General features: G+C 43.0%; 20 protein-coding genes. 13 read left to right on the plus strand and 7 right to left on the minus strand.

Annotation, left to right across the window (positions count from 1 at the left end; translation table 11 throughout):
- Positions 1–24 precede the first annotated feature (24 nt).
- Positions 25–2829: a glycerol-3-phosphate 1-O-acyltransferase PlsB gene (gene plsB / locus IEE84_RS00740; RefSeq protein WP_191114542.1), complete on the minus strand. Its 2805-nt coding sequence runs from the start codon at positions 2827–2829 to the stop codon at positions 25–27.
- 247 nt (positions 2830–3076) lie between these two features.
- On the opposite strand from plsB, the gene ybaK reads away from it, so the two are divergent.
- Both ybaK and IEE84_RS00750 read left to right on the plus strand, forming a co-directional pair.
- Positions 3077–3565 carry a Cys-tRNA(Pro) deacylase gene (gene ybaK, locus IEE84_RS00745; RefSeq protein WP_191114543.1) on the plus strand — a complete coding sequence of 163 codons (489 nt, stop codon included), beginning with the start codon at positions 3077–3079 and terminating at the stop codon, positions 3563–3565.
- Positions 3566–3770: 205 nt separating this feature from the next.
- Positions 3771–4145 carry a 5-carboxymethyl-2-hydroxymuconate Delta-isomerase gene (locus IEE84_RS00750; protein ID WP_191114544.1) on the plus strand — a complete coding sequence of 125 codons (375 nt, stop codon included), beginning with the start codon at positions 3771–3773 and terminating at the stop codon, positions 4143–4145.
- A 123-nt stretch (positions 4146–4268) separates the two neighbouring features.
- Here the strand turns inward: IEE84_RS00750 and IEE84_RS00755 are convergent, their stop codons facing one another.
- Complete coding sequence (locus IEE84_RS00755; RefSeq protein ID WP_191114545.1) at positions 4269–6089, minus strand: acyl-CoA dehydrogenase C-terminal domain-containing protein; 1821 nt, start codon at positions 6087–6089, stop codon at positions 4269–4271.
- A gap of 381 nt (positions 6090–6470) precedes the next feature.
- Here IEE84_RS00755 and IEE84_RS00760 point away from each other — a divergent pair, with 381 nt between their 5' ends.
- Positions 6471–7592: an FUSC family protein gene (locus IEE84_RS00760; RefSeq protein ID WP_191114546.1), complete on the plus strand. Its 1122-nt coding sequence runs from the start codon at positions 6471–6473 to the stop codon at positions 7590–7592.
- Between the two features lie 32 nt (positions 7593–7624).
- On the opposite strand, the gene aroE is transcribed toward IEE84_RS00760, so the two are convergent.
- Positions 7625–8488 carry a shikimate dehydrogenase gene (gene aroE, locus IEE84_RS00765; RefSeq protein ID WP_191114547.1) on the minus strand — a complete coding sequence of 288 codons (864 nt, stop codon included), beginning with the start codon at positions 8486–8488 and terminating at the stop codon, positions 7625–7627.
- Between the two features lie 490 nt (positions 8489–8978).
- On the opposite strand from aroE, the gene IEE84_RS00770 reads away from it, so the two are divergent.
- Together IEE84_RS00770 and IEE84_RS00775 are read left to right on the plus strand one after the other, a co-directional pair.
- A complete protein-coding gene (locus tag IEE84_RS00770) occupies positions 8979–9641 on the plus strand; it encodes a hypothetical protein (protein ID WP_165598150.1) in 663 nt (220 codons plus the stop codon).
- Between the two features lie 3 nt (positions 9642–9644).
- Positions 9645–10655, plus strand: coding sequence for an aminotransferase class IV (locus tag IEE84_RS00775; protein WP_224737814.1), 1011 nt, complete (start codon positions 9645–9647; stop codon positions 10653–10655).
- On the opposite strand, the gene IEE84_RS00780 is transcribed toward IEE84_RS00775, so the two are convergent.
- Together IEE84_RS00780 and IEE84_RS13050 are read right to left on the minus strand one after the other, a co-directional pair.
- Positions 10652–11482, minus strand: a complete 831-nt coding sequence (locus IEE84_RS00780; protein WP_191114548.1) for a DNA-methyltransferase — start codon at positions 11480–11482, stop codon at positions 10652–10654. The two genes, IEE84_RS00775 and IEE84_RS00780, sit on opposite strands and share 4 nt — an antisense overlap.
- A 2-nt stretch (positions 11483–11484) precedes the next feature.
- On the minus strand, positions 11485–11733 hold the full coding sequence (locus IEE84_RS13050) for a hypothetical protein (protein ID WP_224737816.1): 249 nt from the start codon (positions 11731–11733) through the stop codon (positions 11485–11487).
- An 89-nt stretch (positions 11734–11822) separates the two neighbouring features.
- Between IEE84_RS13050 and IEE84_RS00790 the strand changes: the two genes are divergently transcribed.
- Positions 11823–12044 (plus strand): helix-turn-helix domain-containing protein, encoded by a 222-nt coding sequence (locus tag IEE84_RS00790; protein ID WP_191114550.1) that lies wholly within the window; start codon positions 11823–11825, stop codon positions 12042–12044.
- Position 12045: 1 nt separating this feature from the next.
- Complete coding sequence (locus tag IEE84_RS00795; RefSeq protein WP_191114551.1) at positions 12046–12567, plus strand: hypothetical protein; 522 nt, start codon at positions 12046–12048, stop codon at positions 12565–12567.
- A 24-nt stretch (positions 12568–12591) separates the two neighbouring features.
- Here IEE84_RS00795 and IEE84_RS00800 read toward each other — a convergent pair whose 3' ends face one another.
- Entirely contained in the window at positions 12592–13491 is a 900-nt protein-coding gene (locus IEE84_RS00800; RefSeq protein ID WP_224737818.1) for a DNA adenine methylase, read from the minus strand.
- 152 nt (positions 13492–13643) lie between these two features.
- On the opposite strand from IEE84_RS00800, the gene mltG reads away from it, so the two are divergent.
- The gene (gene mltG / locus IEE84_RS00805) at positions 13644–14933 is read left to right on the plus strand and encodes an endolytic transglycosylase MltG (protein WP_191114552.1); all 1290 of its coding nucleotides are present in this window, start codon (positions 13644–13646) and stop codon (positions 14931–14933) included.
- 100 nt (positions 14934–15033) lie between these two features.
- Positions 15034–15753 (plus strand): dTMP kinase, encoded by a 720-nt coding sequence (gene tmk, locus IEE84_RS00810; protein ID WP_191115328.1) that lies wholly within the window; start codon positions 15034–15036, stop codon positions 15751–15753.
- A gap of 159 nt (positions 15754–15912) precedes the next feature.
- Here the strand turns inward: tmk and IEE84_RS00815 are convergent, their stop codons facing one another.
- Positions 15913–18186 carry a cation:proton antiporter gene (locus tag IEE84_RS00815; RefSeq protein ID WP_191114553.1) on the minus strand — a complete coding sequence of 758 codons (2274 nt, stop codon included), beginning with the start codon at positions 18184–18186 and terminating at the stop codon, positions 15913–15915.
- A gap of 967 nt (positions 18187–19153) precedes the next feature.
- Between IEE84_RS00815 and IEE84_RS00820 the strand changes: the two genes are divergently transcribed.
- The 4 genes from IEE84_RS00820 to purC all read left to right on the plus strand — a co-directional run bounded on the left by IEE84_RS00820 (position 19154) and on the right by purC (position 23405).
- Entirely contained in the window at positions 19154–20518 is a 1365-nt protein-coding gene (locus tag IEE84_RS00820) for a Do family serine endopeptidase (protein WP_416383477.1), read from the plus strand.
- A gap of 653 nt (positions 20519–21171) precedes the next feature.
- Positions 21172–22077 (plus strand): 4-hydroxy-tetrahydrodipicolinate synthase, encoded by a 906-nt coding sequence (dapA, locus tag IEE84_RS00825; RefSeq protein ID WP_191114554.1) that lies wholly within the window; start codon positions 21172–21174, stop codon positions 22075–22077.
- Between the two features lie 141 nt (positions 22078–22218).
- A complete protein-coding gene (locus IEE84_RS00830; protein ID WP_224737823.1) occupies positions 22219–22563 on the plus strand; it encodes a hypothetical protein in 345 nt (114 codons plus the stop codon).
- A gap of 128 nt (positions 22564–22691) precedes the next feature.
- Entirely contained in the window at positions 22692–23405 is a 714-nt protein-coding gene (gene purC, locus IEE84_RS00835) for a phosphoribosylaminoimidazolesuccinocarboxamide synthase (RefSeq protein ID WP_057757995.1), read from the plus strand.
- Positions 23406–23488 lie beyond the last annotated feature (83 nt).

Consider the following 23488-nt stretch of genomic DNA (forward strand, 5'->3'; position numbering starts at 1 on the left):
AAAGGGTATGGGTATCCGTTAAAATTAACGCTTACGCCCAAACTTACGCTGCTTTTTATTACTAATCTCAGTAATGGCGTGAGTGATTTCTTCTTCATCCAAACTAGCAACTTGCTGCAAGATTTGCATCATATCAGGCGTTAGTACGTACTTAGCATGATGAGCGATGTCATTAATACGATGATCGAAAGTCAATATGCCTGTTTCATCATCTTTTTGTAGATAGTCAAGACGAGTCAACGCACTAATGAAACTGGTAAACAAGGCGCGGTCAAAGAAATCGGGAATATCATCTGCATAGAGCACAGACAAACGCTGCCCAAGCAGATGACACAGGTCCACAACTTCGTTTTCAGTTAAATTGCCAGATCCTTGCTGAGCAAGTAAAGCAAGCGTCATAAAGTAACGCTCAAGGCTTTGTCCAACTGGAGTCGCCAGTACTTGCAGCTGCTGATAGTGCTTGCTATTAGACTCAGGAACACTGAGCGTATCATCACCCAAGTCAACGATGAGTCCATGAGACAGCAGATTATCAACTTTCTTATTGAGCGTATCAGCCAAGCCATGTGCTGGATAATACAAGAACAGCTCACTTTGTAAGAACGGATATAACTGCTCAGCGATACTATCGAGACGGCTGCGTTTGATACGTCCATTGCGTGCGACTAGCGCAGACAGGAACGACAGCAGGATAAAGACATGCAAAATGTTGTTGCGGAAGTAGCTAAGTAATGCTGCTTGCTTACCTGCGACCTGAATGATATCGCCCAAGATATGCGGCGTACGCTCAATAAGTTTTAGCTTAATACCATAATCAATGATTTGCTGCGGCGTCATGTCAGTGATAACCGTATCATCTGAGTAGACCAACTGCTGAGCCAGACCTTGATACAAAGCGATTTGCTCACGGCAGATATTTTCATCCAATGCCGCTTTCGGTGCCGAGAGTAGAACCAATGATAATAAGGATACAGGGGTTACTACTGCAGCTTTATTGATATGCTGCATGACTTTCACACCAATGTTATCAACCATAGCACTGGTTTTTTCATCGAGCGGCGAGTCAGTACGATCAGATGGCAAGCTATTGGCTGGCACATCAAATTTTGTCATAAAATCGCTAAGGTGCAACGGTGTACCAAAGCTCAAGTGCACATTACCAAAGATACGTTCGATTTTGCGGCCAACTTTGAGCAGTCCGATTAAAGACTCTGATTCTTTTGGTTTACCTTTTAGCTCACCGACATAAGTGCCGCCTTCCATAATACGCTCGTAACCAATATAAGTCGGTATAAATACTACAGGCTTATTAGTTTGGCGTAGTTGGCTATGGACGGTCATCGCTAGCATACCCATTTTTGGCGGTAGCAGGCGACCTGAACGTGAGCGACCACCTTCAATAAAGTATTCAATCGGGGTGTTGCGCGTGATAAGGGTATGCATATATTCGCGCAATACTGCGGTATATAGTGCGTTACCACGGAAGCTACGACGAATATAAAAAGCAACGGCACCGCGTAATAGTGGGCCTAATACAGGTACATCTAAGTTATCACCTGCTGCAACATAAGGGATACTCAGGCCGCGTTTGTAGATGACATAAGATAGTAATAGATAGTCGACATGGCTGCGATGACAAGGCACATAAATCAGCTCATAATCGGTCGCAAGGTCACGTACTCGCTCGAAATGATGGACTTCTACGCCGTCATATAACTGCGTCCACAACCATGTCAGAAATTTATAAAAGCCTCTAATAATGGAATGAGAGTAGTCGTTGACCATCTCATTAGCATAGCCTCTGGCCTGACTGCGAGCTTCTCGAACGCTAGTCCCTTTTTCTGCCGCTTCCATCTCGATCGCATGCTTAATCGCTGGCGAGTACACCAGTTTGTCTACCAAGTTGCGTCTATCTGATAGATCTGGGCCAAGCATACTGGCGCGCTGCTTGTCTAAATAAAGCGACAGTTGCTGCTGTAACATACGAACCAGTTCACGATTACTATCGGCCGATGCGACTAGTGCATAGCTTGGTGCTTGCTCAGCGTCAGCTGCGGCATCACTGTTAGTGACAGTTGACTCTGTATCGACTGAATCCGCCGTTGTTAAATCTGCTTTAAGGGCATCTGTAGCAACTGAGTCAAAGGTAGCAGGTCCTTCCACGTCGCCTTTGAGATTATCATTGATAATGGTACGTAAGTCTTGCGGTGGGTGAAACTGTACAAAAGTGTCGCGGCCCATCACCCCGATATTAAATAATTGCTTAGTAATGCTAGGATCTTGCCAGTTGTCAGCAGTCAGTAGCTTAAATAACGAATCTTCTTTTTCAGGTGCACGTCCCCACAGAATCGATACTGGTACCAGACGTACCTTTAGCTCCGGATATTGCAGTACAGCTGAAACCAAGCGAGAAAGGCGAGGAGACAATTGGCTGTCTTTGGCACTTGGGTGATTCAAAAATATGATGGCCGCATTTTCTTTAATATTATGGGCGGCATCATTTACTCCAACCAATGCTGGCGGTAAGTTGTGCTCTTGCGTCTGCAAGTCAATCAGAATACTGTTGGAACGAGAGTAGTCCTGCAGTACATAAAACCTTAGCGTCTGATCATCATTGTCGAACTCAGGTAGCTCGCCTAATAGCTTAGGTTTTACGGCGATATCGAGCATCTGACCTGACAGCTTACGATACAGCTGATTGATCGGTGCATTAGAATAAGGCTTAGTAACGACTGCATTGCCATCAGTTTCAGCAGTGTCAGTTTCAGACGCACGGTCAGTCGCGACTGGAGCTTTAAAAATCCGTTTTTTTAGGAACTTCGGTATCATAATCAGTATCAAAAATAGTCAAATATGTTGCGCTTATGATGCCATAAAAGCCACCAAAGCGATATATAGTGTCTGTATATACTACCAATATTAATACGGTCTGGTTACGCTGTAGTGAGTGACCAATTATACAAAATGCTCAAACATTTGAAAGTTCATATATTTAGCGTAATAATATATTTTTATCACCGATGACTGATACATATAGCGTCCACTTTCCGATTCCATTTTACTAAGCCTAAAACTTATGACTCCAGCTATCGATCTTGCCAAAAAACGTAACCTTGATTACCAAATACACGAGTATACTCACGACAGCAATGCTGCATCTTTTGGTTTAGAAGCCGCAGAAAAGCTCGGCGTAGCGGTGACACAGGTGTTCAAAACTTTAGTAGTGACCACCGATACTGGCGTACTGGCTGTGGCGATATTGCCAGTCGATAAGACACTTAATTTTAAAAAAATGGCTAAGGCTTTATCTTCTAATAAATTGCTATCTTGCAAAAAAGTGCAGATGGCTGACCCCAAACAAGTAGAGCGCAGCACGGGCTATGTATTGGGCGGTGTCAGTCCACTGGGTCAAAAGAAGCGACTAAAAACCGTGATAGATAGCACAGCTCAAGATCAGGCCACAGTCTATGTAAGTGGGGGTCGCCGTGGTCTGGAGATTGAATTGCCGCCTGCACAGTTGGCTGCAACGCTTGATGCTTGCTTTAGTGACATTACTGATGAATAAAAGATTCTACGGTGGCTATAATCTGCCTATTATAAATTCGCCATGTCGACAATTTTGCTAAGCATATTTATGAGTAATCTATACTGGGTTTGCTTGTATTGAAGATATTTTGGCGCAAGATTGTTGTAGATTGACCATAGCGATAAGGCGTAGACTTATACGCCAGCTTATCTATTAATTTTTATCTACATTCAAGGACATGCTCATGCCACATTTAACCATTCAAGTAACACCCAACGTCAGTATCGCTCACGAAGAATCACTGCTCAAATCGTTAAACAAGGCGTTATGGGATAGCGGTCAGTTTAAGCTGCCTACTGATATCAAAGCCCGCATTGTGCCTATTAAGTCATTTCTAGTTGGTGTTGAAGACGATGAACAGGCCAATGGATTTATTTATGCTCACCTAAAGCTGATGAGCGGACGCGATACGGTCACTCGTGACCAGTTGGCTGAACTGTTGGTCGCTGCTATCGAGGAAAAAATAGGCGCAGAGCAGTCAGGACGTGCAGCATTGCAGATATGTGTAGAAGTTGAAGAGATAAGTGCTGTCTATCATAAGAAGATACTTGGTAGCTAACAGTACTCGCCTTAAATTGCTCGTTGCTGTGGATTCTATATAAATAGATTTTCAGTTAAGCATAAAAAAGCGCCTAAATGATAGGCGCTTTTTTATTAATTATCGATGCAGTTTTAGTCAATTTTAATCTAAGAAAGCAAAGTGATCGATTTCCATTGATGTCATGCTTTCGCTTGGGGCAACCATCGCTTCTGCGTGACCAGAAGTACGTGGTAGCAACTTATCAAAGTAGAATTCAGCAGTCTGAATTTTTGCTTTGTAGAATTCTGGTGCTTCTGTGCCGCCGGTTTCTAACTTTTCATAAGCGACAGCTGCCATACGCGCCCAATGATAACCCATCATTACGTAGCCTGAGTACATTAGGAAGTCCTCTGACGCTGCTGAGATGATTTCACGATCTTTACGTGCCATCAGCATCAAGCGTACCGTCAAGGTGTTCCACTCAGCACATAGTTTTGTCAGTGCCCAAACAAATTTACGCATTTCTTTATCGAGTGCGTACTCGCCACACCATTTCATGATGCTAGAGGTGTAGTCACGGATAATCTTACCTTTAGACTGTAAGATAACTTTACGACCTAGTAGATCAAGTGCTTGTACGCCAGTAGTCCCTTCGTACATCGTCGCAATACGAGCATCACGAGCGATCATCTCCATGCCCCATTCTTTGATGTAGCCGTGACCACCATAGACTTGCTGACCATGCTTAGCAGCTTCGATACCTAGCTCAGTTAAGAAGCCTTTTAGAATTGGCGTATAGAAGCCCAATTTGTCGTCCCATTTTTCGAACTCTTCGTCATCGCCATTGACGATACCTTGTGCCATTTTGTCAGCATAACGTGCTGAATGATAAATCATTGAGCGACCGCCTTCAGCAAAGGCTTTTTGCGTCAGTAGCATACGGCGTACGTCGGCATGATGGATAATAGCATCAGCTACCTTTTCAGGATCTTTAGTACCAGATAGCGTACGCATAGAACGGCGTTCTTTAGCATATGGCAAGGCGTTTTGGAAAGATAATTCAGTATGCGCCAGACCTTGGATACCAGTACCGATACGAGCCGTGTTCATAAAAGTAAACATAGCTTTTAGGCCTTTATGCGGTTCGCCAATCAAGTAGCCGACTGCGCCATCAAAGTTCAATACACATGTCGAAGATGCGCTGATGCCCATTTTGTGCTCAATTGAACCACAAACGACGGCATTGCGCTCGCCAGCTTCACCTTCAGCATTCGGCGTGAACTTAGGTACGATAAACAGTGAGATACCGCGTGTGCCTTCTGGTGCATTTGGTAGGCGTGCTAGAACGATATGGACGATGTTATCTGTTAAGTCATGCTCACCGCTTGAGATAAAGATTTTGGTACCGCTGATTTTATAGGTGCCGTCATCTTGTGGAATGGCTTTTGATTTAACTTGACCCAAATCCGTACCACATTGTGGTTCAGTCAGACACATGGTACCTGCCCATGAGCCTTCGACCAACTTAGGTAAATACAGTGCTTTTTGCTCGTCAGTACCGTACTGAAGCAATGTGTTGATACAACCTGTTGATAGACCAGGATACATCGACCATGACCAGTTAGCAGTACCGATCATTTCAGCTTTAATAAGGTTGATTGACGTTGGCAGATTCATACCACCGAATTCTTCAGGATATGAGATACCTTGCCAGCCGCCTTCTACGAACTGGTCATAAGCCTCTTTGAAGCCCTTTGGCGTGGTCACGACGCCATCTTCAAAATGACAGCCTTCTTCACCACCTGATTGATAGAGCGGGGCAATGACGTTTTCAGCAAAATCAGCCATACCTTGTAGAATCATGTCTACAGTTTCAGGATCAGCGTTTTCGCCGTTGTCTAAGCTTTTATAATGCGTTTGATAGTCAAATACATCATTAATCAAAAATTTGATATCACGTAAGGGGGCTTTGTAAGTTAACATAATCGCTCTCTTTGGTTAGTTCGCTATCATAGACTTATGGCGCAATATTTGAGTCACAACTTATGTAAGCGATATTTACTTATTTTAGATGAGCTAGACGTTATATTAGTCATCAAGTGAATTATTAGTGGACAGCTTTCCAGTGTGTTAGTTATTAGAACGTCTTTAGTGACGGACAGCTGTTATAGCGTTGATATGATTATAAATCTTAAACAGCGACAAATATACAACTAATAACTATTATTCATGATTAATTATGTTATTAATTCATTTTAGTTTGTATAGGTAAATTGTATCTTTACTTGAAATTATTCTATAAAGGGCTATGTAGACTCATCCAAATTCAAAGAAAAATGGACTTATCAGATAGGAAAGCCATTTATGAGTACCTCAAAAAAGCAACAGCGAGCCTCTTGGTTAAGCGCACTATTAACTCGTATCAAGTGGTTAATCGATGGTGAGCTGAATCATTTACTCACAGTCAATCGCAGTCAGCGACCATGGCATATGCCCATCATCGCGGCGATTGCGATTAGCTTTCCGGTGTTTGTAGGGGCTTATTTTGGTGACTTGTCTTCAGGTATCAAAGCATCGCTAGGCTCGATGATTATTCTAAACCTACCATTTACAGGCGGGCTACCACATCGGCTAGTGACGGTCATGGCTTGGGGGTTTGCGATGATACTCAGCTTTGCACTGGGGCTGATCGCGCAGCTGATGCCAGTGTTGCGGCTGCCTGTGTTTATGCTGATTGGGATTAGCGTGGTGATGTTAGGTCGTTATTATCGGCAACCACCACCCGCAGGATTATTTGTGTTGATGGCGGGTGCGATTGCGTTGTTTATCCCTGTCCCGATTGATCAAGTGCTCTCAGCGATTGGGCTTGTAATATTGGGTAGTGGCTCCTCGATGTTGCTAGCGCTACTCTATAGTTTGTTCTTATTGGCGACGCGTCCTGTTGCTTCTGTACCTGTCTATGACTATCAGCCTGATATGATTAGCGATAGTCTTATCGTAGTAAGTTTCGTCAGTTTGGCTTTGGTCGTCGCCGTTCTGTTAGAGCTGCCTTATCCATACTGGGCAGCGATGAGCTGCTTTATTATCATCCAAGGTATGCAGCTACGGACCATGTGGATCAAGCAGTTGCATCGATTATTGGGTACGTTAGTTGGCATGGGAGTGGCGGGCTGGATGCTGTCTTGGGGACTATCAGGATGGGGCATTGCTATCGCGATACTGTGTATGATGTTTTTGATTGAGTCATTTGTGGATCGGCATTATGGACTGGCGGTGATATTTATCACGCCGCTGACGATATTTATCGCTGAGTATGGTAGTACGATGTCAGTGCCACCAGTCGCTGGAGACGTTATCCAAGCGCGTATGATTGATACGGCGCTCGGTTGCGTGATTGGATTGAGCGGTGGTCTAGCGATACACTCTACGCGATTGCGTGTACCGCTGCGCCGTTTTGAAAATTGGCTATTACTACGTGCTAGTTAATAGCGTATAGCTTTGCAAAGATTTTTCTTTGATTAACGGTCTTTATTTAGCGCTGTTGTCGCTTGTGCGACATCGATAGTATGCCCAGTCCAACGCTCAAAACTTAAAGCGGCCTGACCGATAAGCATACCGTAGCCTTCAGAGGTCTGTGCGCCGCGAGCGGCAAAATGCTGTAAGAATGGCAGCGGACGTCCATACATCATGTCGTAAGCGTACTGACAGTTTAGAGCATCATCTAGCGGTAACGTATCACCTGACAAGCCAATAGAGGTGGCATTAATAACAATGTCAAAAGCGCCACTGAGTTCATTGGTCGCGCAAACCTCGATGTTTTGGTTATCGATTATTGAGCTGGCCGCGCTTAGCTCATTTACCAAATCGGCTGCCTTAGACAGGGTGCGATTGGCAATCGTGAGAGAGCCAATACCCGCTTCAAATAATGGCAATATTACGCCACGAGCGGCACCGCCTGCACCTATTAGCGCCATACGAGCATCGGTCAGTGGCCAGTCCATACTCATAATGTGATTGATAAGTCCTTGTCCATCCGTGTTATCACCATAGAGTGCTTCGGTGATTGGTACGCCGCTTTCTAATAGTGTTTTATTTAACAGTAACGTATTGACCGCGCCTGCCGTCTTGGCATGTTCTGATAAGCCACCACGCGCCGCACAGCAATCATAAGCGACTTGTTTAAAAGGAACTGTCACGTTAGCGCCCATACCGCCACCGCAAAAAAACGCCTCAACGACAGCCGTAAAACTGGCGGCATCATCAGGGCAGTACTGACGCTGATAGCTAATATCAATCCCTGCTTGTATAGCAAACTGCTTATGAATCTCAGGAGATTTACTATGGGCGATTGGATTGCCAATAACGATAAAGTGTTGGGTCATAAATAGTCCGCTGGCTAGAAAATAAAAATACTATAAAAGAAGCAATAAGTGGCGCTCAATCATCATAAGGGATAACGCTATGATTGACAAACCAAGACACTATCACCAATCAATGATTAGAAAGTGACAGCGTTAATCAGAGGCTGCCTTATCGCTTTTGAAAATAAATTGTGACATTGAGGCAAACATACTCAAAACACGCGCAAGCAGTTTTGTACTTTCTACTAAAGATAAAGTCGTTTTGGTACGTTATATATTTAACAAATCTGTACTCTCGGGGAGTGCTCCGCGTAACGTAAAAGGTAGTCAAGTGCTGAGCAGTTGGGTAAACTATAAAATATGGAAACCTATATCAATATGCTGTAATGACTGCTAGATTATAATATTTGTGAAATATGCTCTTTATTGAAAACTATTCGTTATCAGCGGCGTTCTTGCCAGCTCGTTAATACTATTTCGAGATCAATCTAAAAGTGTGAGTAAATTATCCATGTGGAATCCTAACCTACAGACCCTTCTAGTCGGTACGATAATGGCAGTTGGTGTGACGCTCAGTGGCTGTGACAGCACCAAAGAAGATGCTCCAAATCCAGATGCGGAGACCACTGAGCAGGCAACGACGAATGAGCCAGTACAGGACAGTGCAAACAACCCTGACCTAGACGGTGCCACTGCTCAGCAAGGCACGCCAGTGAGATATGATGTCGCAGCATGGGGTACTGATAAGGTTGAGTCGCTCGCTGTAGATGAGTTAGATAGTATAAAATCGGTGTTTGGCGAAGTGATGAGCACTGACGAAAACAGCCTAGACTATGCCAGTAATCCAGCGGCAAAATATCGCTTTATGAAAACGGATGCGCCTTATCTAGATATCATCGACTCTGAAAAATATCTAGAGCTAGGCTGGTACTATGCCAATCCTACTGACACAGACAAAGAAAAAGAGCTGAGCCAAAACCACGCCAAAAAAGCCTATCAGTTATCGCGTCAATTGATGGGTGATGATGGCGGAAAAATGGTTGCTGATATGCTCAATAGTCAAATCATCAAAAATAGAATCGTCGGTGGACAAAAAATAGAGCTAGCAAAATGTGAGTTTTATAGCTGTATGCTGGTGATCAATAAAGCCGCCGCTCAAACAGACAATAGCTAAATCATGACCGATACGATGTCAGTGCCAAACGGCTGGGTGTGTCTGTACCCTCAAGACAGCAGTGTGACCGATGACAGTAGTTTGACCGAAGATGATAGGGCAACCAGCCAAACGGTAACGATGTCTTTAGATAATCGCGGGCTGGCATACGCTGACGGTTTTTTTACCACCATGGGCGTCATTGATGGATTGATACTATGGTCAGACTATCATTATCAGCGGCTTGTCTCTCATGCTGAAGCCTTGCAGCTGAATATAGACAGCGAAGAGCTATTAGCCGTACTGCAACTGTATGCCCAGCAGTTAGAGCAGGGTATGCTAAAGCTAGTAGTCACCCGCGCTGCGCAGGATGTGCGCGGTTATGGCTATGCACCTAATGCAAATGGTAGCGACTGTGAGATATGGTTAAAGGCTACGGCAATGAGAGTTTCTACTGCGCTGCAATTGTCTTTGCCTGATGGAAACTTAGTACCTATCCAACCTAATGCTTCGGCAATATGTTTGTCTTCTCAGATTGCTTGCTTACCGCCACCGTTGGCAGGTCTCAAGAGCCTTAATCGTTTAGATAATGTTCTCGCTAGTGGTGAGCTACAACGGATAAAAGCTGAGCCATTGGCATCAAAGCTTGCTTCAACACTTAGTGAAGGACTGCTACGTGATATGAGCGGGCAGTGGGTTGAGGGTACGATGAGTAATGTATTCTATCAATTGGCAGAAGCACCACTATCAGAACCCAAAACTAGCTCTAGTATTCACAAAGATGATGAGAACTACCTAATCACTGGCCAGTGGTACACGCCTTCTATGGCTCAATCGGGTGTCGCTGGCGTCATGCGTCAGGTAATTATAGATGCACTATCTCCGACACAATATCCAGTCATAATCAGGTCGCTACAAGATGAGGATTTACCTGAACTAACGCAGCTCTTCTTTTGCAATGCACTGCGCGGTATCATGCCAATGAGCAGTCTGACGTTATTGTCAGGTGATGTTGTGGATTTTGAATCCGTTTAGCTGTTACTCTCTTTATTCAATAAACGATAGAAATGCTGTTTGAAAAACTCTTTTCTTCCTTCTTGTTGTAGGTCTTCGTAACGCGCTTGGCTAAGTTGTAGGTATTCAGCTTCCTGTTCAATACCAATAAACTGCCTTCCTAAGACATTACTTGCAATACCTGTCGTCGCAGAGCCAGAAAAAGGGTCGAGAACCACTGCATTTTTCTTAGTAGAAGCTAAAATAATTTGAGCTAGTAAAGCCAAAGGTTTTTGCGTAGGGTGCTTACCACAAGATTTTTCCCACTTAGCAATTGCTGGCAAGCGCCACACATCTTTCATTTGCTTATCGTTATTGAGTCTCTTCATCAAATCGTAATCGAAGTAGTGCGGTACTTTAGGATGTTTTCTTGCCCAAATAATAAATTCTGTAGAATGAGTAAAAAACCGACAAGAAAAGTTGGGTGGTGGATTGGTTTTTTCCCAAGTTATAACATTAAGTATCTTAAAACCAAGCTGCGGTAAAATACGTCCTAAGGTAAAAATATTATGGTGTGTACCACTGACCCATAAGGTCGCATTATCTGCCATTTTTTCTCGTACAGCAGACAGCCATTCGTAGGTAAATACGTAAGCATCATTGTCACTGACAAGCTTGTCCCATTGACCTTTATTGACTGACTGGACTTTACCGTTTTTCACTGTCAGACCATCATTGGACAAAAAATAAGGTGGATCGGCAAAGACCATATCTACATTATTATCTAACTGAGGGATAACAGTTAAGCAGTCACCTTTCAGTAAGCTAAAATCTAAATTAGTACTATTAAAAAACGAGTGACTTTCCATGTCTATTCCAGCATATCGGCTAAGAAGTAAAGGATCTCAGGCAAATTGAACTCTCCCTGTACAAAACCATACTGCCCGCAATCATTTGGAATAACAACAGTTTGACCAATAAACCTCTTATCTTCGCTAATGATTCGGAGCATGTTAATCAGTTCTTCCCTTACGTCTATGGGGCTTTGAGTATTTAAAAAATCATCAGATGTTGAAGAGGTAGCATTCATATTAATAGTAAGGTTCTCGATACTTATCATCATATTATCCTCAACGACTTATCCAAAAGATATAAAAATAACACTTATTGTGTGTTTTTTATAGTAACCAATTATTGAGCGTAGAGCAAATGAAAAAATTAATTCTAGTTAAGTTTGGCAAAAGAATTCGTGAGTTACGTAGAAGGCGTGAGTTAAGTCAAAAGCAGTTGGGTGAATTGACAGGCTTCCATTACAACTACGTGGGCATGATAGAGAGGGGTGAACGCAATCCATCATTAGAAAACATAGCAGTGTTTGCTAATGCATTTGAGATAAGTTTGTCGGAATTATTTACATTTGAGGTTGTTTAATATGTCAAGAAAACCAAATATATATGGCGGTGGCGCACAAACTAATGCTAATGGGCTAAAGTTTGAGAGGGATACAGATCTATTGCAGATTATCAGTAGCATTGATGGTTACAAGGTTGAAGGGAATAAAGTCTATAGAAGCGAAAATTTAGTAGCTGAGTATTTCTCGAAACATAGTCTTTATACTATGTTTTTAGAGCCCAAGGGAATTTTTTATAAAAATTATATCAGTGCCAAACTACTACCAGATGATGTTCTTATCGTTGGAGATACTTGCTATATTATTGAAAAAAAATATCAGAAAGTAGGTGGTTCAGTAGATGAAAAGCTAGTTACTTTTCCGTTCAAGAAAGAACAATATCAAAAAATGTTCTCCCCTTTAGATATGAAAGTCGAATTTTACTACCTATTAAATGATTGGTTCGAAAATGAAAGGTATCGAGATACATTGGCATATATTGAAAATAAAGGTTCTAGATATTTCTTTGTACCCAAGGAGCTCATTGATAGTGTTAACATTTGAGGTTATTTAGATAACACTCGCCTATCAGTAATTCCTAATCAGTAACTCATTAATTTGACCACGTTTTGAACCTTTTGAGTTAATACTTCGACTAGCTTTGACTCTCTCTATTTTATAGTCTGAATATAGAGTGTCAAAGAACATATTTTCTGCGTCAAGGTTTGTAGTATCAGAGTTACTAAGCAGCCACTGGTAACCTCTTTTATCTATTAAATCACAGAAAGACTTTAGCTTTTCTTGCTCTTCATCATTGAAGCTATCTTTAGAATAAGACGTAAAGCTAGAAGACTCACTTAAAGGTTTATAAGGTGGATCAAAATAAAACAAAGCAGGTAAGTTGTCTTTGTTTGATTGCTCCAAATGAGCGAGTGTATCTTCATAACTTTGATTGTATACCTCTACCTTACTCAATACTTCTGATGCTTTTAAGATAGTGTCTTCGAAAACAAAATTAGGTTTTTTATAGCTACCAATAGGAACATTAAATTTGTTCTTGCTATTTACTCTATATAGACCATTAAATCCTGCACGATTTAGAAAGATAAATAGACCAGCATGCTCAATGTCACTAGCTTGCCGAGTATTAAACTCGTCGCGTTTAGCATAATAATAAGGTTGCTTCGCTTCCTTGTCTTCAAGTTGGTCATATTCTGATTGAATTACTTTTAGACATGCTAATAGTTCATGAGGGTAAGACTTTATAACGTTATAAAGGTTAACGAGGTCAGTGTTTATATCGTTTAAGATAACTGCAGTAGGAGGATGCTCACTATCTAAAAGATGTAATGCCAATGCAGCACTACCACTAAAAGGCTCGACATAGATATATGGCAGGCCATTTTTTACATATTCAGGTAAGCGTTGAGTGATCTCTGGTATTAATTGGCCTTTACCGCCCACCCACTTTACAAATGGTTTTGCCATCACTAAGAACCTTCTTTGCATAGATTGTATTGCAGAATTTGAGCGCAAAATTATAGCATTTTTCACTCATCAATTCATAAGCTAAGCAAATACCATTGAAAATCGCACGGTTCAGTGCTAAATTCTAGCAAACATCTGCCTCGCGAGTTGCCATGAGCAAGCCTACACCCAATATACCACCTGAACGTCCCAATGAGTCGCCGTCAAATAAGCAAGATGGCACAGTCGAGGAGCGTGTCGATACCACGCTGCCGGACGCGCAACCAGTGGTAGATGAGGTGGAAGACACATCAGCAACGCCAGCAACCAACGTCTCGCTCATCAGCGGCAACAGTAAACCGCGTCAATATAAAGTCAATAACCCATCGTTTTTTATGCAACGTGGCTATCAAGTGCTGCTAGTGCTAGGGCTTATTGCTGCATTTTTCTTGGTCATGGTTTATCAGACGTTGTTTGGGCGTATCGAGCAGCCGCAGCAAATGGTCACGATTGAGCCAGGTCAGACGTATTATGGTCTACTACCGCAGTGGCAGCAGCAGATTCCGCTGTTTTCGGCAGGCGTGGCCAAGCTATATATCAAGTCACAAGTCGATGCGCCGTTGCATGCTGGTACGTATCAATTACCCGAAAACCCAACTATCGCTGAGGCGCTACAAATACTAGGTCAAGGCGCAAAAGCAGCCATGGTCAAGGTACAGATCATCGAAGGTAAGACATCCAAAGACCTTTACCAAGCGCTGCGTGACAACGACAAAATCGAAAAAGAAGTACTGACCGCAGATAGTGACAATGCCAGTATCGCCCAAGCACTAGATTTGACGGGTGTATTGCCAGATAGTGTGGCTAATAGCAGTGACCCGATTGTTAACTATAATCTTGAAGGTTGGTTCGCGCCTGATACCTATTATTATGGTGAAGGAACCAGCGATAAAAAAGTATTGACTGACTTGTATAAGCGTCAGCAGCAGGTACTGACTGATGCGTGGGAAAATCGTGCGCCGAATCTCCCTTATAAGAGTCCTTACGAAGCGTTAGTGATGGCGTCTATTATCGAAAAAGAGACCAGCGTTGCTGATGAACGTCCTTTAGTTTCTGCCGTATTTAGAAATCGCTTGAATAAAAACATGCGTATGCAGACGGACCCGACTATTATCTATGGTATGGGCAGTCGTTATGATGGCAATATCCGCCGCAAAGACATCGATGAGAAAACGTCTTATAACACCTACCAAATTGATGGTTTACCGCCAACGCCAATTGCGCTACCATCAGCGGCCTCTATCGAAGCGACCTTACATCCTGCTGATAGTGAAGCGTTGTATTTTGTGGCAACGGGCAATGGTGGGCACAAATTTACCAATAGCTTGGCTGAGCACAATCAAGCGGTAAAAGACTATCTCAGTGTCATGCGTGAGAAAAAATCTCAAACGCCGCCGCAGTAATATTCCTTCTTAATCCTCTTAAAAAACTTATCGTTTATTGAGCGCTACAAAGTAGAGGTAGCGCTCATCAATGACATAAGGTCATATCATGTCAGTATCTATGCACACCAGCGCAACACCGTCACATACCAACACCCCATCATCGAATCTACCTGAATCAAGTGCTTCAAATACGGAGACGGCACCTACGTTAGGCCGCTTTATTAGTTTTGAAGGGACTGAGGGCGTGGGCAAAACTACCGCGATTGAACAGTTATGCTTGCGCTTAGAAGCTAATGGCATCCCTTATCTACGTACTCGTGAGCCGGGTGGTAGCCCATTTGCCGAGCAATTGCGTGACATACTATTAGATCCAGCGACGGATATCGAAGACGATACCGAGTTGCTACTATTGTTTGCGGCGCGCTGTGATCACATGCAGCAGGTCATCTTACCAGCGCTTCAAAATGGTACTTGGGTAATATGTGACAGGTTTACCGACTCTACTATTGCGTATCAGGGGTTTGGGCGTGCGTATGGCGACGAGTTGGTACGCGGCAAAATCGATATGCTCATTAAACAATTTGTGACGCAGCTTCCTGAGCTAACATTGTGGCTAGATTTGCCAGTAGCAGAGGGTATGAAACGTGCCAATAAACGCAGTGCGGCAGATCGTTTTGAGCAGCAGGCTACCGAGTTTTTTACTTGGGTGCATACTGGTTTTAGCCAGCTTGCGAGCGAATATCCTGAGCGTATACAACGTATTGATGCATCGGGCAGTACGGATGATGTGAGTGCGCGTATATGGCAGACGGTTATGGACAGATTCGATATCAAATAACTAAATTTTGCCAAGTAGATTTATAGGGCAGTTAGAAGTATCGATAGCCAGTTATTAGCCAGTTAGTTAGCACCAATAAAAAGCCCCAGCACATTGCTGGGGCTTTTTATTACGGTAAATATTTTATCTTTAAGTCAGTAAAGCAGATAACTATGCACGTTATTTGTCATCTATTTTATCTACTTTTACACCATCAGTAGTAGCGATAGAGGCGTCGCTATCCTGAGCAGAGTCAGGTAGACGATTTGGGTCAAGCGCCCCTTTTTTGTTTTTAGGCGCACTACCATTGCCATTACTGTTCGTAGAGGTTTTGGTCTTCGAAGTCGCTGTTGAGTTTGCAGACATGACACCTTTATTATCCACATTAGTAGCAGACGTTTTTGGCTCTTCTACTGGCTCACTTTTCTCTACGGTATTGCTAGAAGGTGACTTAGTCTCGGTACTACTGCTTTGAGTGGTTGATAACTGATTAGCAGTGTTTTGCTCATCATTTTTGTCACTATCTACCGAAGACTCTGGCGCTGCTGTCTGATTGTCATCAGGGCTAGGCTCCTGCTCTTTGCGCTTTTCAGGGGCTTTTGAATTGGATTCAAAGTTAGCATCCGCTGCCATGCGAGCCTGCTCTTGCTTAGGCGTTACATCGACCGGCTTTGGCTGTACTTCATCGTCTACCACTAGCGATATAAGCTTACGGTCACGAGGGACAGTACCGTCAAACTTATCGGTGATAACGTGCAGTTTGCCTTCTTTGTCGACAGTATATAACGGTACGAATTGCTTATTATCCGCTTTATATTGCTCAAAGCTATAGCTATCCGTGATGTTGGTAATCTTAATTCGAGCTTTTTTGGACAGCATACTGGCAAGCTTGGTATAGGTCACGTCTTTGCCAAACAACCACTGTGAATGGAAGTTCGATTGCTTGTCATCACGCTCGCTTTTGACTTTCTCATCACTGAATTTAAGACGGTATAGCTTACGCTCACCAAATTCATGACGATAATGAATCTCGGACAATGTGTTCATTTCTTTGTCCATACTCATCGCAAACAAACGACCAATACCGATCAGATCCAAATGATGATCTGCGTGATCAGAGATGGGATTGCCAAAGTAAGTACGCAGACCGCTCATGCGTGCGCGTGCAATATTGGTGTAGTTATTGTGCGCAACGATGACGTCAAAGCCTTGGTCTTTGAGAGAGGTAGCAATCAATAGCGCAATTGGGTTTGAGCCAACGATAAGGATACCGTTAGTCTCAGGCTCACGTACGCCAAGTAAATTACCGACGACTTTTGCACCCAGACCCTGAATCATGACCGTACCGATGATAACCATAAATACGAGAGGTACAAGTAGCTCTACGCCCTGAATATCATACTCTTGCAAACGAATCGCAAACAGAGATGAGATGGCAGCGGCAACGATACCACGTGGCCCAATCCAGCTAATCATCAGCTTTTCATTGGTCTTAAGGTTAGAGCCGATAGCTGATGCCCAGACTGATAGTGGACGTGCGACAAACATCACGATAGCGAGCAGCACTAGCCCTGCAAAACCCACACTAAGCAAGCTTGCTAGCTCTACACGCGCCGCCAGAATGATGAATAGCACTGAAATCAGCAGAATAGTTAACGATTCATTGAACTCTAAAATCGTCTCACGGGGGAATTTTGGCCAGTTTGCCAACGCCACACCCAATACTGTAACGGTCAATAGACCAGATTCATGCTCTAGATGATTTGATATTGAAAATAACACCAGTACAAATGCTAGAGTAAAAACATTACGCAAAAACTCAGGAATCATATGACGACGCATAAGGAACGCAAGTAGCCAAGCGCCCGCCATACCCATTGCAGTAGCCAATACGACAATCTTAGCAAACAGTAGAATACTACTGGCTTCGCCGCCTGAGATAATGTACTCATAGACCAATACCACAGCGATAGCGCCGATTGGGTCAATGATAATACCTTCCCACTTTAGGATGTTGGAAATGGTTTTGTTGGGGCGTACACTACGCAGCAGCGGCATAATGACCGTCGGACCAGTCACACAGACTAGCGCACCGAATAGTAGAGCAATCAATGGATCGACATCGAATAGTAAATAAGTCGATAGGGCCACGATAGCAATGGTAATCAGTACACCGACCGATACCAGCATCTGTACCACGGTACCATGTTGCTTAATCTCATCGAACTCTAGCGTTAACGATCCTTCAAATAGAATAATCGCTACGCCCAAAGAGATGAAAGGAAACATCAGCTCGCCTAATACCAAATCTGGGTCAAATACACCCAGCACTGGGCCGACGATAATACCAATCAGTAATAAAAATAAAATGGATGGTTGCTTTAAATACCAAGCCAACCATTGGGCGGCAATGCCAATCCCAACCACGCCGGATAGCAAAAGGGCGGTATCCATAAATTAATCCTTTTATAATCTTGTCATATTTTATATCTATCGATAGCTGTTATAAGATAGTCGCTACCGTTTATTTAACAATAAGTTGTTATCCGTTTTTGTTGTAGTTAGGCCATCGCACTGATAGCCCTTATGAATCACAACATAAGCTAGATATGATATAACTACTATAAAGTAGCAAAGACAAAAGCGCTTCTAGATAAATCACAATACGCTAGAAATGCAAAAGATGGAAAACAAGAGTGATGATAGCCAGTTCATAAGCCTGCAATAAACAGCCTCATATACAAGCTAACTTTTGTTTGTTTAGTAAAATATTTGGTTTGACATCATACCATGATTTTATTTCAAGCTGATGTAAGCCGTACCTGCTAAAAAGCTATCTCAAGGCCACAAAAGTATACGAAGCCCATATGAAATAACGCTGCCTTGGGTTATCCTGCACTATGCAAAAGGCATCAGCACAATACTTTAAGTTTTTATTTATCATACAGTAGCTGCGTGGGGCATGCACGTCGCGCACAGGATAATAGTGTTAGCACCATGAAATGTCATATACTGATCGCTGAGAGTATTTATTTTTATAAGACACTATTAACCATGTTCTACACTATTAACCATCTTCTAAAGACAGGCACTCTATAAATATTCAAGTAATGAGTAGTGATAAAAATAAGCGTAAAGTAACGGCTAAAGAGCTATAACAAGAAGTTCGAATAAAAGTGCTGCGCCGCATAAATAGACAAGATAAATAGATAAAAGAATATAATTTCACCAAATAGTAACGAATAGGGGCATGCCGCTTGGTGTAGTCGCTATCGCTGACAATCATAACGTGGCTGTTAATAACAGCGATTACTCATATGGAGGACACAAAATGCCTATCAATATGTTCAAAGGACAGACCACTGCCAATATGCAGCACTGGTTACAACGTAGTGCTCTAGCACTCGCTGTTAGTACCACTATGTTCGCTAGTATTACTGTTACGACGATAAACAGTGCCCAGGCTGCAGTCACTACGGCTGATTTCTCTGGTTTGGTGCAACAAGTCACGCCAGCAGTGGCACGTGTCAATGTCACCAAAACGATTAGTGAAGCCGAGCTTGCTAAGGCTCAGACTGCTGAGGTGTTGCGTCAGTTCTTTGGTGATCGTCTACGCATCCCTGATCGAGTTGCTACGCCAGCGATTGAACATGCTTATGGTACGGCCTTTTTTATTACCTCCAATGGATATATGCTAACCAATCATCATGTCATCGCAGGTGCGGACAAAATCACTGTGACGCTCAATGATAGAACTGAGCTTGATGCAACTTTGGTTGGTAGTGACGAGCGCTCAGATGTGGCCGTGCTAAAAGTTGAGGGCAGTCAATTTCCAGCCCTGCCTATCGGCGACTCAAGTGGTCTAAAAGTAGGGGAGCCAGTGTTAGCAATTGGTTCGCCATTTGGTTTTGACTATTCAGCCTCTGCTGGTATTGTCAGTGCCAAGTCGCGTAGTTTTTCGCGTGAGACGAGCGTACCATTTATCCAAACGGATGTGGCATTAAACCCGGGTAACTCTGGCGGGCCACTATTTAACCAGCGCGGCGAAGTAATTGGTATTAACTCGCGCATTTTTAGTGGTACGGGCGGTTATATGGGACTGTCATTTTCTATCCCTATTGACGCTGCCATGGATATTTATGAGCAGCTAAAAAATGACGGTGAAGTGGCGCGTGCTTATCTAGGAATCTATCCACAAGATATCGATCGCAATCTGGCCGAGGCTTATAATTTAGAGCGCCCTCAAGGTGCCTTACTGACTCGTGTATCACCAGATTCACCAGCACAAAAATCAGGCCTAAAACCTGGTGACATCATTTTGCAATACAATGACGTACAAATCATGGAGGCATCAGATTTGCTGAACTTGCTCAATCGAGCGCGTCCAAGCGACCCCTTCCGTGCACGGATTCAGCGTAATGGTAAGCAGATGGTGATTAACGGCAAGCTCGCTTATGCACCCAATGATGTAAGAGCACAGAGCGGTAATGAGCAAAATGATGATGTACAGTTGGGCCTACGTTTACGCGATTTGACGGCAGATGAACAAGCAGAAATCGCTGTCGATAATAAAACAGGCATATTGGTTACCACGGTGGATCCTACTGGATTGGCCGCGCGCTCAGGTATTCTGGCAGGTGATGTTATTACCAACTTTCATCAAAAGCCGATCGAAACAGTGGCAGACTTTTCAGGTGCTATCTCATCTCTTCCTAAAAAAGGCGTGGTCACTATAGAAGTTATACGCCAAGGCATTCCTGCTATTATTGGTCTACGTATTGAGTAGGTGTCATAATTAAAGTGTGGCTGTTAATGTGACTAATAACGTAACTCAGATTACGGTGCAGAGTATAAAGGCAGCGCGCACGTCAATAATTGTGCTTTCTATTTAGCTTATTAATAGAATATTGTATATTTATGAGCATCGGTACGAGAGGGTTGCCTTTTCGATTCTATCGACCTACTATCGATGTGTTGACGATTCGTTAATATTACATAAGAGACTTATCAGCGTACATTGATTGAGCTAAACTGCTCCTTTAACGATGTAACTATTTATCTATAAGGTTTTAGTTCAAATTCTATAAGTCTAAGCGAAAAATAATGCCCATTTTTTGGTACTAAATTTATGGGCTGACTGCCAATTGATTGATAGCGGTCAAATCAAAATATGCTACACTAACGAGCACTCTTATTATTATATTTCTGTCGGTCAGTAGGTACGCCTATTATTCTTGGTGAATTGCCATCACGATACTGATATCGTAGATATAATAATCTATGATACAAACGCTATTATAGTAAATAGAGACGCAGCATTAACATCAAGTAAGTTACGCCATCAGCGTTTATCAACGCACACAAAGTAATGGACACTTGCAAACGACCTATCATGTGACAGCTTTAATAAAAGCTAGGATAATACAGTAAGGCACGGTTATGAGCACAGCATACGACGAGATCAAAACCCGACTACAAGGCTCAATGGTAGCCTTGGTAACGCCCATGCACCCTGACGGTAAGGTCGATTATAAACGTCTCGCAGATCTCATAGATTGGCAGATCGAGCAGGGCACGCATTGCCTTGTGGCTGTTGGTACTACTGGCGAATCAGCGACCCTATCTATGCAAGAGCATAGCGATGTCATTCGCTATTTCGTTCAGCATGTCAAAGGTCGTGTACCAGTCATCGCGGGTACTGGTGCCAACAACACGATGGAAGCCATCAAGCTGACTCAGGATGCTGCCGATGCAGGCGCAGACTGTGCGTTGCTAGTCGCTCCTTACTACAATAAGCCACCACAAGAAGGCTTGTTTCAGCATTATCAAGCCATTGCCAAAGCCGTAAATATACCGCAAATGCTGTATAACGTGCCTGGACGTACAGTGGTTGATATCGCTCAAGAAACGGTCGAGCGTTTGTGTGATATCGATAATATCGTTGCTATTAAAGATGCGACAGGATCTGTCGGTCGCGGTGAGCAATTGATCAAAGCTGTTGGTGACAGAATGGTTGTACTATCTGGTGATGACGGCACTGCACTTGATCTAATGAAAGTAGGCGGCAAAGGCAATATCTCAGTCACTGCTAACGTGGCGCCAAAAGCCATGAGTGAGACTTTTTCTGCAGGTTTACGTGGTGATTTTGAAGCGGCTGGTAAAATCCATGACGTGGTCAAGCATCTGCACCGTGACCTATTTATCGAATCAAGCCCTATTCCAGCGAAGTACGCCTTGCATAAAATGGGCATTATCGATAAAGGTATCCGTCTGCCATTGGTTTGGCTCGCGGAGCAGCATCATGCGACTATTGATGAAGCATTGGTTCGAGCAAATCTACGATAAATTGATATTTAGCCAATTGATATTCGGCGATTTTAGATTTGTTGCTAGCTCGATGATTGATATTCGAGCTAGCAGCAAGTCAACTTATCATGATAAGTCAATCGCCTACATGAGCAATAACTGCTAACTCAGAGAGACAACATGATGACAGTATCATCAAAAACAGTATCATCAAAAACAGTATCATCAAAGACGACAAAACTACTTCCAGCAATGCTGACCTTGGTTTTGGGTAGCACTTTGGTATTAAGCGGCTGTCAAGCGACCAAAAACCTGCTTGGTAAACGTGACAACGGCAGCTTAGATTATCAACAAAGCAAAAAGCTTGCACCGATAGAGCTACCTGCCGCCCAAGAAACGGCACCTTTTGTACCTTTGTATTCAACACCTAATGCTGGGGCAAACACGCTCCAACTACAAAATGAGTCAGGCAATCAGTATCAGCTGCCAAAACCTCAGCGTGCTGTTAGCAACACTTCGAACTAAACTTACTCCCTTATCTATATCGCTGACAGTTGCGTTTTTTATCATAGCCGCAAGCCATGTATCTTACATCAGTCAGCGGTAGCTGCGCGTTTTTACCACATAAGCTTGAACGAACAGGAACCCCCATAATGCAAAAGCAACAACTGCTGTATAAAGGTAAAGCCAAATCTGTCTATGAAACAGAAGACAATGATCTTCTGATTTTGCACTTCCGTGATGATACCTCAGCGCTTGATGGTAAGCGTATCGAACAATTAGCACGTAAAGGTGTGGTTAATAACCGCTTTAATGCTTTTATCATGCAAAAATTGTCTGATGCTGGTATCGAAACACATTTCGAGAAGCAATTGTCTGATGACGAAGTGTTGGTTAAACGCTTGGACATGATTCCTGTAGAGTGCGTGGTTCGTAACTTTGCAGCTGGTAGTTTGGTACGTCGTTTAGGTTTAGAAGAAGGTCAGGCACTAACGCCGCCAACGTATGAGCTGTTTTATAAAGATGATGCGCTAGGTGATCCGATGGTTAACGAATCACTTTCTGTATCTCTTGGTTGGGCGACCAAAGAGCAACTGGCTAAAATGGAAGAGCTGACCTATCAAGTCAACGATGTACTGAAGGCATTGTTTGATGCGGGTGATTTGATTCTAGTTGATTTTAAACTAGAGTTTGGCGTATTCCATGACCGTATCGTGTTAGGTGATGAGTTCTCACCAGATGGCTGCCGTATCTGGGATAAGAACACTAAGAAGAAACTTGATAAAGACCGTTTCCGTCAATCATTAGGTGATGTGATCGAAGCTTATGAAGAAGTCGCTGACCGTATTGGTGTACCATTAAAATAAGTATCTGATACTTAGCATAAAATAAAAAACTGAGCCTTGTGCTCAGTTTTTTTATGGCCTTATATTAATGTTGGTACCCTAGT

Source organism: Psychrobacter sp. 28M-43, assembly GCF_014770435.1.
GTDB lineage: Bacteria > Pseudomonadota > Gammaproteobacteria > Pseudomonadales > Moraxellaceae > Psychrobacter.

Coding starts and splice junctions, on each gene's coding strand:
- ybaK (WP_191114543.1), top strand. CDS start 3,077: ATGACTCCAGCTATCGATCTTGCCAAAAAACGTAACCTTGATTACCAA.
- IEE84_RS00770 (WP_165598150.1), top strand. CDS start 8,979: ATGTGGAATCCTAACCTACAGACCCTTCTAGTCGGTACGATAATGGCA.
- IEE84_RS00780 (WP_191114548.1), bottom strand. CDS start 11,482: ATGGAAAGTCACTCGTTTTTTAATAGTACTAATTTAGATTTTAGCTTA.
- IEE84_RS00790 (WP_191114550.1), top strand. CDS start 11,823: ATGAAAAAATTAATTCTAGTTAAGTTTGGCAAAAGAATTCGTGAGTTA.
- IEE84_RS00830 (WP_224737823.1), top strand. CDS start 22,219: ATGATGACAGTATCATCAAAAACAGTATCATCAAAAACAGTATCATCA.
- IEE84_RS13050 (WP_224737816.1), bottom strand. CDS start 11,733: ATGATAAGTATCGAGAACCTTACTATTAATATGAATGCTACCTCTTCA.
- IEE84_RS00800 (WP_224737818.1), bottom strand. CDS start 13,491: ATGGCAAAACCATTTGTAAAGTGGGTGGGCGGTAAAGGCCAATTAATA.
- IEE84_RS00755 (WP_191114545.1), bottom strand. CDS start 6,089: ATGTTAACTTACAAAGCCCCCTTACGTGATATCAAATTTTTGATTAAT.
- dapA (WP_191114554.1), top strand. CDS start 21,172: ATGAGCACAGCATACGACGAGATCAAAACCCGACTACAAGGCTCAATG.
- IEE84_RS00750 (WP_191114544.1), top strand. CDS start 3,771: ATGCCACATTTAACCATTCAAGTAACACCCAACGTCAGTATCGCTCAC.
- IEE84_RS00795 (WP_191114551.1), top strand. CDS start 12,046: ATGTCAAGAAAACCAAATATATATGGCGGTGGCGCACAAACTAATGCT.
- tmk (WP_191115328.1), top strand. CDS start 15,034: ATGCACACCAGCGCAACACCGTCACATACCAACACCCCATCATCGAAT.
- aroE (WP_191114547.1), bottom strand. CDS start 8,488: ATGACCCAACACTTTATCGTTATTGGCAATCCAATCGCCCATAGTAAA.
- plsB (WP_191114542.1), bottom strand. CDS start 2,829: ATGATACCGAAGTTCCTAAAAAAACGGATTTTTAAAGCTCCAGTCGCG.
- mltG (WP_191114552.1), top strand. CDS start 13,644: ATGAGCAAGCCTACACCCAATATACCACCTGAACGTCCCAATGAGTCG.
- IEE84_RS00820 (WP_416383477.1), top strand. CDS start 19,154: ATGTTCGCTAGTATTACTGTTACGACGATAAACAGTGCCCAGGCTGCA.
- purC (WP_057757995.1), top strand. CDS start 22,692: ATGCAAAAGCAACAACTGCTGTATAAAGGTAAAGCCAAATCTGTCTAT.
- IEE84_RS00775 (WP_224737814.1), top strand. CDS start 9,645: ATGACCGATACGATGTCAGTGCCAAACGGCTGGGTGTGTCTGTACCCT.
- IEE84_RS00760 (WP_191114546.1), top strand. CDS start 6,471: ATGAGTACCTCAAAAAAGCAACAGCGAGCCTCTTGGTTAAGCGCACTA.
- IEE84_RS00815 (WP_191114553.1), bottom strand. CDS start 18,186: ATGGATACCGCCCTTTTGCTATCCGGCGTGGTTGGGATTGGCATTGCC.